This window comes from Mesorhizobium sp. PL10, assembly GCF_053714315.1.
This window is the reverse complement of record NZ_JBSKBR010000002.1, coordinates 526,775-540,717: the sequence shown is the minus strand read 5'-3', so window position 1 is coordinate 540,717 and position 13,943 is coordinate 526,775. Positions and strand designations below refer to the sequence as shown.

Here is a 13,943-nt window from a genome sequence, read left to right as displayed (position 1 = left end):
ACATCACCCCGATGCAGAACCTGTCGCTCTTCATCATGGGCGGCTACGGCACCGACGACAACCTGACGGATCCGAATTACGCGATCGACGCCGGTGGCCGCGGCTTCTACAAGCAGTGGGGTGGCAACTGGGCGGTCTGGGGTGGTGGCACCTACACCATCAACGAGAAGACCTCATTCAACGCTCAGGTCTCGTATGACGAATGGAAGAACCTCGGCATCGCCGCGAACATCGCCTACGATGTGGTTCCAGGCTTCACGGTCACGGCCGAAGTCGATTACCTCAATGCAGGCAAGTTCGACGACGCCGACTTCTCCAACTTCACCAACGCCGACAAGAAGAGCAGCATCGGCGGTCTCCTGCGCTTCCAGCGTTCGTTCTAACAGGCTCTGCCTGGCTTAAAATCGAACCCGGCGGGCAACCGCCGGGTTTTTGCATTTGTGGAGGCTGTGCAAATCGAGGAACCCGCCAAATCCATGATTGTTGTCGCCGGTGTGGAGCTGGCCACGATCAACCCGACCGGCTATCAGGCGTGCGCTACGGATGTCATTCCGACGGGAGCAAGGCGCAGCGATTCTGCTGCCTAACCTTGATTGCAGGTCCGACCCGCATCGCATGCACCGCTATTTTGATCAAACCTCTGCGAGGTCGCCCAAGGCAGCGATCAGTGGTTGGATCTTGCTTCCGTAGTCTCTCCAGCGCTTGACGGACGATTTGTAGACCGGCTGGCGAACCTGCCAGCTGCTGGCAGTTCTGACGGAGCTGTCCTTGTCGAAAAAACGAAGACAGGTGTCGTTCCACTCCAAGCCAAGGTAATCGATCAGCCGGCGCGACTGCCCTTCCTGATCCGAAATCATGTCTTCGTAACGATTTTCAAAAATTCGCCCTGGGAAAACTGCCTTCCAGTGACGCATTAGGCGATCATACTCACGGTAATACAAACCAAGCGTCGTGAGGTCAGTTATGTATGTGTGACCCTGATTGATGTTTGAAGTAAAGCAAGACAGGCAGGTATCGATTGCATCGCGTCTGCAATGAATAATACGGGCGTTTGGAAAAATTGTAGCGATAAAGCCGATAAGCTCAAAATTGTGAGTTCTTTTGTCTATGATGCGCAGCGCGTTTGGAGCCATTTGACGCACGTAGGACAGATAATCCTCAGCTAGCGCCCTCGAATGTGGGGCCGTCATCGATCTGACCGAGCGGTTAAAGGCCTCCGCCGATTTTGGGGTGAATCCCAATGAAAGGGCGATCCGCCGCAGCTTCCCAATTTCCCCGACGCCGTGCACATCCGGGTGACTCGAACAAATCTGTTCGGTCAGTGTTGTCCCTGAGCGGGGCATCCCCAGCACGAACACAGGTATCTCGGAGGGATCGCCGTAGCCCACTCGAGGAGCCGCATTCTCAGGGCTGAATGTGCGTATCAGGGAATCGATCTTACCGCGATAGGACGCGAGGTCATAGTAACCGGTGTTCTCTTTCGCCTTGTGGAAGTGATCCATAGCATCTTCATAGCGTCGAAGGTCGTTCAGGACTTTGCCTGCGGCACGATGTAGTTGTTGCGAGGACGCAGGGTCGAGATTCGGATTGGAGAGTTCGCGCACCATCGACGCGAATTCAGGCGGCTCTTCCGTGAATTTGCGGCTGAAAATGTAGGCGCTGTATGCAGTCGCCAAATCAAGCCGGTGCTCGATCGATTCCTTGAGATGGGCGGCGGCTTCATCCATACGACCGACGCTGATCAAGGCGCTGGCAAGGCTCGTTCGCACGAGTGGATGATCGCGATTGATTTCAAGCGCTCTCTCGTAAGCAGAGAGAGCGCTATCAGCCTGTCCAAACTCCAGGTGAGCGAGCCCGAGCGAGCAAAACGCTTCTACCAAATCCGGCTTCAGTTCGGATGCACGCCGCAAGTGCATGATTGCACGCGCATATTCTTCAACCTTTAGATACGTGTCGCCCAGGCTTAAGTGGAAATAAGGATTTTGTGGATCTTGGCTGACCGCGCGTTCGAAGTACTTGATGGACAGTTCATTATCGAAACCAATCCCAAGCGTGCCGAGTATGTATAGGGCAAGGGCATTGTTGGGCGTGCGTGCCAGAACGCGGTGGCACAATTCCTCCGCCTCGGGCAACCGCTTCGCCTGCTGAAACTCCAGCGCCTGTTTCAGCAAAAGGTCGTCAGCCTGCGATCGCGGCAGGGGTTTGGCTTTCACAACCGGTGAGGCTTTCGGACCGGACAGGCCCTTCAAATGCTTTGACCAAGCAGGCGGCAGTCGGGTGCTCATCGTGTCTCGCTAGCAAAAAGAGCCGCAGGAATCCAGCGTGACAGTTCTCACCTGCCCAGAACTTGCGCCGCTCCAACACTCAGGCTAGCAAGAAGCCCCTCTTCTCGTGAGCTTTTGCCATGCGCCTGCGCCTGCGCCCTGCCCTCACGCCGCTTGTCGGCGCGCTTCCCTCCACGGTGCCGTTTGTCGGCCCGGAGGCGCAGGAGCGCGAGCGCGGCCGCCCGTTTCGCGCCCGCATCGGCGCCAATGAGAGCAGTTTCGGGCCATCGCCACGCGTCATTGCGCGTATGGAGAGCGTCGCGCGTGACCAGTGGATGTATTGCGATCCCGACAATTACGATCTGAAGCAGGCCGCGGCCCGCCATCTCGGCGTCGGCGCCGAGAACGTCGTGGTCGGCGAAGGCATAGACGGTCTGCTCAGCCTGGTCGCGCGCATGTATGCGGCGCCCGGCGATGCGGTGGTCACCTCGCTCGGCGCCTATCCGACCTTCAACTTCCACATTGCCGGCGTCGGTGGCCGGCTGGTCACGGTGCCTTACGAGAACGACAAGGAAAGCCTGGACGGCCTTCTGGCTGCGGTCGCCAGGGAAAAAGCGCCGCTGGTCTATCTCTCCAATCCCGACAATCCGATGGGCAGCTGGTGGGAAGCAAGCGAGATTATCAGCTTCATCGAAGCCTTGCCGGAAACCACCATGCTGGTGCTCGACGAGGCCTATGGCGAATTGGGGCCGCCCTCGGCGCTGCCGCCAATCGATGTCGCGCGGCCGAACGTCATCCGCATGCGCACCTTCTCCAAGGCCTATGGGCTGGCCGGTATACGCTGCGGTTACGCGGTGGCGGAAGCTGAGGTGATCCGCGATTTCGAGAAGATCCGCAACCATTACGGCGTCAGCCGTATGGCGCAGATCGCCGGCGTCGAAGCGCTTGCCGACCAGGACTGGCTGCGCAGCGTGGTGGCGCGGGTCGCTGCCGGCCGCACACGAATCGCCGGGATTGCCGAGGCGAACGGGCTGAAGCCGCTGCCATCGGCAACCAATTTCGTCACTATCGATTGTGGCCGTGACGGCACCTTCGCGCTGAAAGTGCTGCAAAACCTGTTGTCACGCGACGTGTTCATCCGCAAGCCGATGGCGCCAGGCCTCGATCGTTGCATCCGGGTGAGTGTCGGCCTCGACCATGAGCTCGACATCTTTGCCGAGGAACTGCCTGGCGCGCTCGCCGCGGCGCGCGGGAACTAGACCGGCCGCTGCAATTATCGCCATGTGGCGACGGCACGACGCTGCGAGGGAACCAGCCGGCAGGCCGGCATCACCTTGCAGCCGACAGAGCCTCCGAATCCTTGGCACCCCCACCGAGCAGCCGCTTGACCCGCTTCAGCGCCTCCGAAAGCTCGGCCGCTTCATCATCGGTGAGGCCGGCGGTCAGACAGGCGAGGTCGCGATTCGCCGCCGCCTGAAGTGTGGCCAGCGCGGCATTGCCCCGGGCGGTCAGCGATAGAATCCGCCGACGCCGATCGTCCGGGTTGGCAGGCAGTTCGATCAGGCCGGCGGCCATGAATTTCCTCAGGATCCGCATGAGATGGGCCGGCGGGAGTTGGAGTTCGCCGGCAAGGGCCGATGCAACAGGCGCAAGATCGAGATGGAATGCCTTCGCCAGAAAACCCGCTTCGCCGCCAAGGCCAGCAGAAACGTCAGTGGACCGGCGGCCGAGTTCGAACAGCAGCCTGGCTTCGACCAAAGTGTACGCACTCTGCGTCAGCGTCTCGTCGAGCAGCCCGACCAGGCAAGTGTAGAACCTGTTGAAGCCGCGGATCTCGGCAATCAACGCATTTCGATCGGCCGGCATTTCAGGCACCTCTCGGACATTTTCGCAGTGTCCGATCTTCATCGTATTAGTTGATTTAGTCAACTATTTGCTGGATGGCGCCATTCACCTCAAAGGCGGATCTTGGCTTCTGTCCGATCCATCTGCAATCCAACGACTGAAGCCTGTTGCTTTCGTCCGATTCTGCGCCAGACTCTGTGCATGGGAGACGACGATGGATGATCGGCAAAGGGCGGTGAAGGCGCGCGTCCACGGCAAGGTGCAAGGCGTCGGCTACCGGGTGTGGGCGCGACGCGAAGCGATGGAGCTTGGCCTGACAGGCTGGGTGCGCAACGAACGGGACGGAACGGTGACGGCCTGGATTGCCGGTGCCGATGCAGCCGTTTCGACAATGATCGAACGGCTGCGGCAAGGGCCAATGGGAGCTTCGGTTTCAAAGGTCGAGACCGAGGAGTTCGAACTCCGCGACGCGCCGACCGACTTTCGGATCATCGTATAGACGACACGATTCCGATTGCCCCCTTGAATTAATTGAACGTTCGTTTTATTATCGCATGATGTAGGGAAGCGATCATGGCGCGCACCACCGGATCCGACGGTGAGAGGACCGAAGCTGCCGTCCGCGAGGCGGCGGTCAGCCTGATCGCGCGCTTCGGCTATGAAGCGATGTCGATGCGCCAGCTCGCCTCCGAAGTCGGCGTCCAGGCAGCCGCGCTCTACCGCTATTTTCCGACCAAGGAAGACCTGTTGTTCACGCTGATGCGCGAGCACATGGAAGGGCTGATCAAAGCTTGGGACGCCTCACGCCCCGATGCCGCCGATCCCGTGACGCGGCTTGCCGCCTATGTCGAGAACCACTTCGCCTTTCACATAGAGCGCCGCCACTCCACGCATGTCTCGAACATGGAATTGCGCAGCCTTTCGCATGACCGGCTGACACAGATCCTGCGCATGCGCACCGCCTATGAGAAGGAACTGCGGGCCATCCTGCGCGACGGTGCGGAGGCAGGCGCGTTCAGCATCGAGGACACCGGGCTCACCGCCATGGCACTGATCCAGATGATGACCGGCGTCATCGTCTGGTTCCGGCCGGGCGAGCGGCTGTCGATGGCTGAAGTCACAGCGACATATCTTTCGATGACAATGCGTCTGGTTGGCGCGACAACAACCGGGGAGGAACGGCATGTATACGAACACGCTCAGCTTCGGGCATGACGAAGACATCGAGGCGCTGCGCGATCTGGTACGCCGCTTTGCCCAGGAGAAAATAGCGCCGATCGCCGCCGAGATCGACCGCAGCAATCAATTCCCGATGCATCTATGGAAAGAACTTGGCGCGCTCGGCCTGCTCGGCATCACCGCCGATCCCGATTTCGGCGGCAGCGGCATGGGCTACCTCGCCCATGTGATCGCAGTGGAAGAGATTTCCCGTGCCTCGGCCTCGGTCGGTCTTTCCTACGGCGCCCATTCGAACCTCTGCGTCAACCAGATCAACCGCTGGGCGACATCGGCGCAGAAGGAGAAATATCTGCCGGCATTGTGCTCGGGCGAAAGGGTTGGCGCGCTGGCCATGTCGGAATCGGGCGCCGGTTCCGACGTCGTCTCGCTCAAACTACGCGCCGAAAAGCGCAACGACCGCTATGTGCTCAACGGCTCCAAAATGTGGATCACCAACGGGCCGGATGCCGAGACGCTGGTGGTCTACGCCAAGACCGACCCCGAGCGCCATTCACGCGGCATCACCGCCTTCATCGTCGAGAAGGCGATGGCCGGCTTTTCCGTGGCGCAAAAGCTCGACAAGCTCGGCATGCGCGGCTCCAACACCGGTGAACTGGTGTTCGAGAATGTCGAGGTGCCGTTCGACAACGTGCTGCACGAGGAAGGGCGCGGCGTCGAAGTGCTGATGTCCGGTCTCGACTATGAGCGCACGGTGCTTGCCGGCGGCCCGATCGGGCTGATGGCGGCGTGCCTCGACGTGGCGATCCCCTATGTGCATGAACGCAAGCAGTTCGGCCAGCCGATCGGCGAGTTCCAGCTGGTGCAAGGCAAACTGGCCGACATGTACACGACGATGAACGCCGCCCGCGCCTATGTCTATGCGGTGGCGGCTGCCTGCGATCGCGGCCAGACGACGCGCAAGGACGCCGCCGGCTGCGTGCTGTTTGCGGCGGAGAAGGCGACGCTGATGGCGCTCGATGCCATCCAGCTGCTTGGCGGCAACGGCTATACCAACGAGTACCCGACCGGCCGGCTGTTGCGCGACGCCAAGCTCTATGAGATCGGCGCCGGCACCAGCGAAATCCGCCGCTGGCTGATCGGCCGCGAGATCATGGCGGAGGGGGTGTGATGCCTGCCACGATGGGAGGCTTTAGTTTGCAAGTATTGAGAGACAAGCAGGGGCGATAGATGGTTCCGTCATCGGCGCATCCAGTCACAAGGCGGGGGATATTTGCGATGGCTTTGTTTTCCACAATTGCGGGCTTTCTCGGGCGCGCCAAGGCTCAGAAGCGGCGCTTCTCTGATATGGCGGAGTTCAGAGAGTTCGTAATTGCCGAACTCAAACGGCAGCCGGGTGTCGATAGCGCTGTCGCAGACCCATCGGATCCCGCAAAGATCAATGCAAAAATCGATAGCGTAGAAGTGACAGCCGACGTCACAAACGTGTTCGGGCACTTGAACTCATACCCCGACGAAGACGCCGATGCGGCTGTACACAGACTTGTCCGAGGCCTTACCGAAACACGACCCAAGGCGAGTGAAGAAAATCTGATCGCGGTGATCCGCACCCAGCAATATGTCCAGCACCTCAAATCGATGGGTTTGGATTTATTGTATGAACCGCTGGTTGGTGAAATTGCGATCGTATACATGGTCGACCTTCCCGATTCACTCTCGCCTGTTGCTCCGAAGGACTTCCCGGACCGGACGCTTTCGGATTTGCGCGGTGTCGCCCTAGACAATGTGAAGAAATGGCTGCCGAAAATCGTCTCCGACGGCCAGCTCGGCATAGGTTACCTGTATTACGTCGACGGCAATACGATGCTCTCCTCAAGCCTTGTTCTTCTCGACGAGTTCTGGCTGTCGATCAAATCAGAATTTCCCGGCGATGTTTTGTTTGCGCTGCCGCGCCGGGATCAGTTGTTTGTCTTCGATGCGAGCAATCCGCAGGCCCAAAGCGCGGCCAGACAGATGATCGACGTCACGTTTAAGGATGGCTTCAATCTGCTGTCCGACAAAATTTTCGAACGCCGCAACGGCAAACTCTTGGCGCAGGTATAAACTTGAATATGGCCGTACTCCAGACCCAGATCTCGCCCTCTTCCGAAGCCTTCCGCGCCAATGCCGAGCGCATGCGGGCGCTGGTTGCCGACATTGCCGACAAGGCGGCAAGCGTCGAGCGCGGCGGCTCGGATGAAGCGCGCGAACGTCATGTTTCGCGCGGCAAGCTGTTGCCACGCGAGCGGCTGGCGCAATTGCTCGACACCGGCTCGCCCTTCCTCGAGATCGGACAGTTCGCGGCATGGTCGATGTATGGTGAGGACATCTCCTCGGCCGGCATGATCGCCGGCGTCGGCCGTGTCGAAGGCACCGAGGTGATGGTCGTGGTCAACGACGCCACAGTGAAGGGCGGCACCTATTATCCGCTGACGGTGAAGAAGCATTTGCGGGCGCAGGAGATCGCGCTGCAGAACAACCTGCCTTGCGTCTATCTCGTCGACAGCGGCGGCGCCAACCTGCCCAACCAGGACGAGGTGTTTCCCGACCGCGAGCATTTCGGCCGCATCTTCTACAACCAGGCGAACATGTCGGCCGCCGGCATCCCCCAGATCGCCTGCGTCATGGGCTCGTGCACGGCAGGCGGCGCCTATGTGCCGGCAATGTCGGACGAGACGATCATGGTGCGCAACCAGGCGACCATTTTTCTCGGCGGCCCGCCGCTGGTGAAAGCCGCCACCGGCGAAGACGTCAGCGCCGAGGAACTCGGCGGCGCCGACGTGCACACCAGGCTGTCGGGGGTCGCCGACCACTATGCGCTGGACGACGAACATGCGCTGGCCATCTGCAGGCGCATCGTCAAAAACCTAAACCGGCGCAAGACCGTAAGTCTGGCCTTACGACAACCCGCGCCGCCGCTTCACGATCCACATGAACTCTACGGTATCGTGCCGACGGATCTGCGCCAGCCTTATGATGTACGCGAGGTGATCGCGCGCGTCGTCGACGGCTCCGAGTTCGACGAGTTCAAGCAGAATTACGGCACCACGCTGATCACCGGCTTTGCCCATCTCCAGGGCATGCCGGTCGGCATCATTGCCAACAATGGCGTGCTGTTTTCCGAAAGCGCGCTGAAGGGCGCGCATTTCATCGAGCTGTGCTGCCAGCGCAAGATTCCGCTGATCTTCCTGCAGAACATCACCGGCTTCATGGTCGGGCGAAAGTATGAGGCGGGCGGCATCGCCAAGGACGGCGCCAAGCTGGTGATGGCGGTGGCCACCGCGCGCGTGCCGAAGGTGACCATGATCATCGGCGGCTCGTTCGGCGCCGGCAATTACGGCATGTGCGGGCGCGCCTATTCGCCACGCTTCCTGTGGATGTGGCCGAACGCGCGCATTTCGGTGATGGGCGGCGAACAGGCAGCGACCGTGCTGGCGGTGGTCAAGCGCGAGGGCATCGAGCGCAAGGGCGGTGAGTGGAGCGCGGACGAGGAAGCGAAATTCAAGAAGCCGATCCTGATGAAATACGAGCATGAGGGCCATCCGCTCTACTCCTCGGCACGGCTGTGGGACGACGGCATCATCGACCCGGCGAAAACGCGTGAGGTGCTGGCGCTCAGCCTGTCGGCCGCGCTCAACGCCAACATCGAAGAAACGAAGTTCGGCGTTTTCAGGATGTAGGATGAGCAAGTTCGGCGAACGGATAAGCGTCCACACCGGCGACATCACGAAACTGGCTGTCGACGCCATCGTCAATGCCGCCAATTCCTCGCTGCTGGGCGGCGGCGGCGTCGACGGCGCCATTCACCGCGCGGCCGGCCCGGAGCTCGAATTCGAATGCCGGATGCTGCATGGCTGCAAGGTCGGCGATGCAAAGCTCACCAAGGCTTACAGACTGCCGGCGCGCTACATCATCCACACGGTCGGACCTGTCTGGCAGGGTGGCGGCAAAGGCGAAGCGGGACTGCTCGCTTCCTGCTATCGCCGCTCGCTTGAAATTGCCGCAGCCAAGGATTGCAAGACGGTGGCGTTTCCGGCGATCTCGACCGGGATCTATCGTTATCCGAAGGATGAGGCGGCAGACATTGCCGTCGGCACAGCGAGCGACTTCCTGCAGCAGAACGCCCTTCCAGAGATGGTTGTTTTCTGCTGCTTCGACGACCAGACCGCCGAACTACACCGGCAGGCCGTTGCTGGCGTTGGGGAACGCTGAACTTGATCGCCCAACAGATTTCTTCCCACCCGCAAATGCGAATTTCCATCAGCAAACTGGCGGGCGTGCAAAATATTCGATATTGCTCATCCTGCATTGAGCGTTTTGGGGTGGGTAACCATGTATCTGAAATATTGTCGCAAGTCGGTGATCTCGATACTTGCAGGGCTCCTAATATTTGTGACGCCTGGCGTTGGCGCAGCAGAGTCGCTGGCGGGGAACAAGGGCGACGTCCGCTTCTGGCCGGAATTGCCGAAAAACCCGAAAGACCCGTGCACCAAGGCCTACAATGCCTATGTGGCGTCCGGCGGCCATTCGGCCTATGCGACCACGCCGTATATGCGGGTAACGTTGCTGTATATGATCTGCGGTTCGCGCGTGAACGCGCCGTCGCAAAAAGCTGCCGAAGACGCGGCTTTGAAATCCTGCCAGGCCGGCCGCCGCAAATGGAAAGTCACTACCGGGGGCGCTTGCGAAATCGCGGCGTCAAAGTAGGCAAAAGCCATTTCCCAAAGCTTTTTGACAATGCCTTGATGCCAACGCAGGGTGTGGTGGGGGCTTGCGCGAAGCGGCGCGCAAAGTGGCGCAACCGCTCAAGGCAAACTCTGGAGGCTCCATGTTCGCCAAGATCCTGATCGCCAATCGCGGCGAGATCGCCTGCCGGGTGATCCGCACCGCACGCAGGCTCGGTGTGCGCACCGTCGCCGTCTATTCCGACGCCGATGCCAAGGCCCTGCATGTCGAAAAGGCCGACGAGGCGGTGCATATCGGCGCTTCGCCCGTCGGCGAAAGCTATCTGCGCGGCGACAAGATTGTCGCTGCCGCGCTGGCAACAGGCGCCGAAGCGATCCATCCCGGCTACGGCTTCCTCTCGGAAAACCCCGACTTCGTCGACCAGGTGGTGGCGGCAGGGCTCACCTTCATCGGCCCATCGGCCGCCTCGATCCGCGCCATGGGCCTGAAGGACGCGGCCAAGCGGCTGATGGAAAAGGCCGGCGTGGCGGTGGTACCGGGCTATCATGGCGAGGCGCAGGAGATCGTGCTGCTGGCATCCAAGGCGCGCGGGATCGGCTATCCCGTGCTGATCAAGGCGCGCGCCGGCGGCGGCGGCAAAGGCATGCGCCGCGTCGAGCATCCCGACGATTTTTCCGAGGCGCTGTCGGGTGCGCGGCGCGAGGCCAAGGCAGCGTTTGGCGACGATCGCGTGCTGGTCGAGAAATATGTCGACAAGCCGCGCCACATCGAGGTCCAGGTGTTCGGCGACAATTTTGGCAACGCGGTGCATCTCTTCGAGCGCGACTGCTCGGCGCAGCGCCGCCACCAGAAAGTAATCGAGGAAGCGCCGGCGCCCGGCATGACGCCAGCCTTGCGCAAGGCGATGACGGAAGCGGCGGTCAAGGCCGCGAAGGCGATCGGCTATTCCGGCGCCGGCACCATCGAGTTCATCGTCGATGCCTCGCAAGGGCTGAAGGCCGACCGCTTCTGGTTCATGGAAATGAACACCCGCCTGCAGGTCGAACATCCCGTCACCGAAATGGTCACCGGCACCGACCTGGTCGAGTGGCAGCTGCGGGTGGCTAGCGGCGAAAAGCTGCCCAAGACGCAGAGCGAGATCGCACTTTCGGGTCACGCCTTCGAGGCGCGCATCTATGCAGAGGACGCGGCAAAAGGGTTTTTGCCGGCGACGGGCACGCTGCATCACCTCATATTTCCCGACAACGCTCCCGAAGGCGCCACGATACGCATCGAGACCGGCGTGCGGGCCGGCGATGCGATCTCGCCCTTTTACGATCCGATGATCGCCAAGCTGGTGGTCCACGCCAAGGACAGGCAAGCCGCGCTCGACGCACTCGGCACAGCCTTGTCGCAGACCGAGATCGCCGGCTCGACCGTCAACACCGCCTTTCTCGCGGCACTTGCCGTGGACACCGATTTTTCGGCCGGCGACGTCGATACCGGCCTGATCGGCAGGCATCAGGAAGCGCTGACCGCGGTCGCCCCGCCGAGCAGCGAGATCGTTGCCGCGGCCGCCCTTGCCGCGGCCGGCGCCGGTGCGTTGCCGCCATCGCACGATCCATGGTCGTCGCAGGCCGGCTATGCGCATTTCCACACTATCGCGCGGCGCACGCGGCTGCGCCATGGCGAGGACGATATTCTGGCACGTGTTTCAGTGCGGCCGGACGGCCGCTTCGAGGTGGCGCTTGATGCGCCCTATGACAGCGTCAACTCGCACGATCTTCGCGCTGCCCCTCGCCTTGCCCGCTGGCCAGGCCACGTCACCGTGTTCGAAGGCGCGGTCGGCTACAGTTTCCTCGTCCCGGATCCGCTGGCCCGAACCGACGAGGCCGCCGCCGCTTCCGGCAGCCTGCGCGCGCCGATGCCCGGCCTGGTCAAGCTGGTGCGCGCGGCAAAAGGCGAAGCCGTGACCAAGGGCCAGCCGCTGCTGATCCTGGAAGCGATGAAGATGGAACACACGATCGCAGCCAGCCACGACGGCGTCATTGCCGAGATTGCGAGTGAGGGCTCGCAGGTCACCGACGGAACCGTGCTGGTGCGCTTCGTTGAAGAGGCCGCATAGCCCTTAAACTGAAAATGGCCGGGACAAGCCCGGCCATTTCATGAGCACGCGGACGATTACTGCGCGATCGGCGCGTATTTGCCGTCATGCCACTGGTTGATGTCGTAGCTGGCGTTCTTCAGATCGCCCTTCTCGTCGAAGGTGACCTCGCCGACCACGGTGCTGAACGGCGTGCCGTTCTTCAGCGCTTCGGCAACCTTGACCGGATCGTCGGTTCCGGCGCGCTTGATGCCCTCCGCAAAGGCCTGAACGACGGCGTAGGAGAACAGCGTGAAGCCTTCCGGCACGAAGCCGCCCGCCTTGATCTTGGCGATGGCCTCCTTGGCTTCGGGCTTGGCCTGCGGGTCGGACGGGAAGACGAACATGGTGCCTTCACCGGCTGGGCCGGCGACCTGCCAGAATTCCGGCGAGGCGATCGAATCCGGCATGATCAACTGGAACTTGACGCTCTGCTCGGCCGACTGACGCAGGATCAGCCCGGCTTCCGGGTGATAGCCACCGAAATAGACGACGTCGGCCTTGAGGTCCTTCAGCTTGGTGACGAGTGCCGAATAGTCCTTTTCGCCGGCATTGATGCCTTCATAGTCGACTTCCTTGAGGCCGCCGGCATTCATCGTCGCCTTCACGGCATCGGCCACGCCCTGACCGTAGGCGCTCTTGTCATGCAGGATGACGATGTTCTTGCCGGCATATTTCTTGGCGATCCAAGGGCCGATGAAGGCGCCTTGCGCGTCGTCACGCGTGTAGAGACGCATGATCGTCGGCCAGCCGGCCTTGGCGGCGGCGTCAGTCAGTTCGGGATTTGATGAGGCTGGGCTCATCATCAGCGCCCCGGCCTCGGCGTAGACGGCGGACGCCGGGATGCTCGAGCCTGAACAGGCATGGCCGTCAATAAACTTGACGCTGTTGGCAACGATCCGGTTGGCCACCGAAACCGCCTGCTTGGGATCGCACTGGTCGTCCTCGATGTCGAGCTTGATCATCGAACCGTTGACACCGCCGGCGGCGTTGATCGCGTCGGCGGCTGCCGTTGCGCCCTGCTTGAACTGATCGCCGATCGTGGCGAGCTGTCCGGTCATCGGGCCGACCACCGAAATGGTGATGTCATCGGCAAAGGCAACCGGCGCGCTCATCATCAGGCCAAATACGGCCGCGCTCAAAATACCCATTTTTTTCATGGTGATAGAACTCCTCCCACACTCGCGCAGCCGCTCTGGCCGCGCTTCTTTCAGAAGGCGGGACAATTTCATCCTTCACTGGGCCTGTCTAGGCGCATCGGCGCCACTCGATTGGGCCTCTTCAACGCAAAAAGCCACGCCAGCCTTGTTCCGGCCGGTCGTGGCTTTTTTGCTCTTGGAGCAGTCCCCATGCGCCCCCGCGCCACGAAAACCTGCTCGTCGTCCCCATTGTGCACGGCTGGACCTTGTCGACCTGCCGCGTCCTTGTTCTTCGTTGTCGACCGTCTTGTCGCGGCCCTGTTACTTCACCGATTCCAGCCGTCTTTTGCGGTTTCGAGCCCGGGGCTTCCCTGTTTTAGATAATCTGCCTGCGATCTCAGTGGATGGTCATCCATTCGCGGGCTTCACGCAGCGCCCTGGCGATCTCGACCTTGGACATTGCAGCCGACAGTTCCGAGCGCAGTTCGGCGGCGCGGACCGAGCCCTTGATGGCGGCGATGTTGAACCATTTGTGGGCGGCAACGACATCGGTCTCGCAATCGCGGCCGGTCGCATACATCATGCCCAGTTCGAAGAGAATGTCGGCCTGGGCAGTTGCCCCCATGGCGCCGAAGCCGGCTTCAAGCATTTCAAAACGTGCCATTTTAGTCC

At 61.2% G+C, this 13,943-nt stretch carries 14 protein-coding genes; 10 read left to right on the top strand and 4 right to left on the bottom strand.

Annotation, left to right across the window (positions count from 1 at the left end; genetic code table 11):
• Nucleotides 1-383: porin (locus ACWGTO_RS06150; RefSeq protein ID WP_454573958.1), on the top strand; the 383-nt coding region annotated here is incomplete at its 5' end.
• 249 nt (nt 384-632) lie between these two features.
• Here the strand turns inward: ACWGTO_RS06150 and ACWGTO_RS06145 are convergent.
• Nucleotides 633-2,285, bottom strand: a complete 1,653-nt coding sequence (locus ACWGTO_RS06145; protein WP_454573957.1) for a sulfotransferase — start codon at nt 2,283-2,285, stop codon at nt 633-635.
• Nucleotides 2,286-2,410: 125 nt separating this feature from the next.
• On the opposite strand from ACWGTO_RS06145, the gene ACWGTO_RS06140 reads away from it, so the two are divergent.
• Nucleotides 2,411-3,523 (top strand): pyridoxal phosphate-dependent aminotransferase, encoded by a 1,113-nt coding sequence (locus ACWGTO_RS06140; protein WP_454573982.1) that lies wholly within the window; start codon nt 2,411-2,413, stop codon nt 3,521-3,523.
• 70 nt (nt 3,524-3,593) lie between these two features.
• Here the strand turns inward: ACWGTO_RS06140 and ACWGTO_RS06135 are convergent, their stop codons facing one another.
• On the bottom strand, nt 3,594-4,130 hold the full coding sequence (locus ACWGTO_RS06135; RefSeq protein WP_454573956.1) for a MarR family winged helix-turn-helix transcriptional regulator: 537 nt from the start codon (nt 4,128-4,130) through the stop codon (nt 3,594-3,596).
• A gap of 193 nt (nt 4,131-4,323) precedes the next feature.
• On the opposite strand from ACWGTO_RS06135, the gene ACWGTO_RS06130 reads away from it, so the two are divergent.
• The 8 genes from ACWGTO_RS06130 to ACWGTO_RS06095 all read left to right on the top strand — a co-directional run bounded on the left by ACWGTO_RS06130 (nt 4,324) and on the right by ACWGTO_RS06095 (nt 12,114).
• Complete coding sequence (locus tag ACWGTO_RS06130; protein ID WP_454573955.1) at nt 4,324-4,608, top strand: acylphosphatase; 285 nt, start codon at nt 4,324-4,326, stop codon at nt 4,606-4,608.
• Nucleotides 4,609-4,682: 74 nt separating this feature from the next.
• On the top strand, nt 4,683-5,324 hold the full coding sequence (locus ACWGTO_RS06125) for a TetR/AcrR family transcriptional regulator (RefSeq protein ID WP_454573954.1): 642 nt from the start codon (nt 4,683-4,685) through the stop codon (nt 5,322-5,324).
• Entirely contained in the window at nt 5,293-6,456 is a 1,164-nt protein-coding gene (locus ACWGTO_RS06120) for an isovaleryl-CoA dehydrogenase (RefSeq protein ID WP_454573953.1), read from the top strand. Before ACWGTO_RS06125 ends, ACWGTO_RS06120 begins: the two co-directional genes overlap by 32 nt.
• A 107-nt stretch (nt 6,457-6,563) precedes the next feature.
• Entirely contained in the window at nt 6,564-7,388 is an 825-nt protein-coding gene (locus ACWGTO_RS06115) for a DUF1444 family protein (protein WP_454573952.1), read from the top strand.
• A gap of 8 nt (nt 7,389-7,396) precedes the next feature.
• Nucleotides 7,397-9,004, top strand: a complete 1,608-nt coding sequence (locus ACWGTO_RS06110; RefSeq protein ID WP_454573951.1) for a carboxyl transferase domain-containing protein — start codon at nt 7,397-7,399, stop codon at nt 9,002-9,004.
• Nucleotide 9,005: 1 nt separating this feature from the next.
• Nucleotides 9,006-9,536, top strand: coding sequence for an O-acetyl-ADP-ribose deacetylase (locus tag ACWGTO_RS06105; RefSeq protein WP_454573950.1), 531 nt, complete (start codon nt 9,006-9,008; stop codon nt 9,534-9,536).
• A 120-nt stretch (nt 9,537-9,656) separates the two neighbouring features.
• A complete protein-coding gene (locus tag ACWGTO_RS06100; protein ID WP_454573949.1) occupies nt 9,657-10,031 on the top strand; it encodes a hypothetical protein in 375 nt (124 codons plus the stop codon).
• 121 nt (nt 10,032-10,152) lie between these two features.
• The gene (locus tag ACWGTO_RS06095; RefSeq protein WP_454573948.1) at nt 10,153-12,114 is read left to right on the top strand and encodes an acetyl/propionyl/methylcrotonyl-CoA carboxylase subunit alpha; all 1,962 of its coding nucleotides are present in this window, start codon (nt 10,153-10,155) and stop codon (nt 12,112-12,114) included.
• A 56-nt stretch (nt 12,115-12,170) separates the two neighbouring features.
• On the opposite strand, the gene ACWGTO_RS06090 is transcribed toward ACWGTO_RS06095, so the two are convergent.
• Together ACWGTO_RS06090 and ACWGTO_RS06085 are read right to left on the bottom strand one after the other, a co-directional pair.
• Nucleotides 12,171-13,292 carry a branched-chain amino acid ABC transporter substrate-binding protein gene (locus ACWGTO_RS06090; protein ID WP_454573947.1) on the bottom strand — a complete coding sequence of 374 codons (1,122 nt, stop codon included), beginning with the start codon at nt 13,290-13,292 and terminating at the stop codon, nt 12,171-12,173.
• Nucleotides 13,293-13,668: 376 nt separating this feature from the next.
• Nucleotides 13,669-13,935 (bottom strand): sel1 repeat family protein, encoded by a 267-nt coding sequence (locus tag ACWGTO_RS06085; protein ID WP_454573946.1) that lies wholly within the window; start codon nt 13,933-13,935, stop codon nt 13,669-13,671.
• Nucleotides 13,936-13,943: the final 8 nt, after the last annotated feature.

Excerpts from the sequence above, each read along its gene's own strand:
- ACWGTO_RS06090 (WP_454573947.1), bottom strand. The coding sequence starts at position 13,292 with ATGAAAAAAATGGGTATTTTGAGCGCGGCCGTATTTGGCCTGATGATG.
- ACWGTO_RS06125 (WP_454573954.1), top strand. The coding sequence starts at position 4,683 with ATGGCGCGCACCACCGGATCCGACGGTGAGAGGACCGAAGCTGCCGTC.
- ACWGTO_RS06115 (WP_454573952.1), top strand. The coding sequence starts at position 6,564 with ATGGCTTTGTTTTCCACAATTGCGGGCTTTCTCGGGCGCGCCAAGGCT.
- ACWGTO_RS06105 (WP_454573950.1), top strand. The coding sequence starts at position 9,006 with ATGAGCAAGTTCGGCGAACGGATAAGCGTCCACACCGGCGACATCACG.
- ACWGTO_RS06100 (WP_454573949.1), top strand. The coding sequence starts at position 9,657 with ATGTATCTGAAATATTGTCGCAAGTCGGTGATCTCGATACTTGCAGGG.
- ACWGTO_RS06145 (WP_454573957.1), bottom strand. The coding sequence starts at position 2,285 with ATGAGCACCCGACTGCCGCCTGCTTGGTCAAAGCATTTGAAGGGCCTG.
- ACWGTO_RS06120 (WP_454573953.1), top strand. The coding sequence starts at position 5,293 with ATGTATACGAACACGCTCAGCTTCGGGCATGACGAAGACATCGAGGCG.
- ACWGTO_RS06095 (WP_454573948.1), top strand. The coding sequence starts at position 10,153 with ATGTTCGCCAAGATCCTGATCGCCAATCGCGGCGAGATCGCCTGCCGG.
- ACWGTO_RS06135 (WP_454573956.1), bottom strand. The coding sequence starts at position 4,130 with ATGCCGGCCGATCGAAATGCGTTGATTGCCGAGATCCGCGGCTTCAAC.
- ACWGTO_RS06085 (WP_454573946.1), bottom strand. The coding sequence starts at position 13,935 with ATGGCACGTTTTGAAATGCTTGAAGCCGGCTTCGGCGCCATGGGGGCA.
- ACWGTO_RS06110 (WP_454573951.1), top strand. The coding sequence starts at position 7,397 with ATGGCCGTACTCCAGACCCAGATCTCGCCCTCTTCCGAAGCCTTCCGC.
- ACWGTO_RS06130 (WP_454573955.1), top strand. The coding sequence starts at position 4,324 with ATGGATGATCGGCAAAGGGCGGTGAAGGCGCGCGTCCACGGCAAGGTG.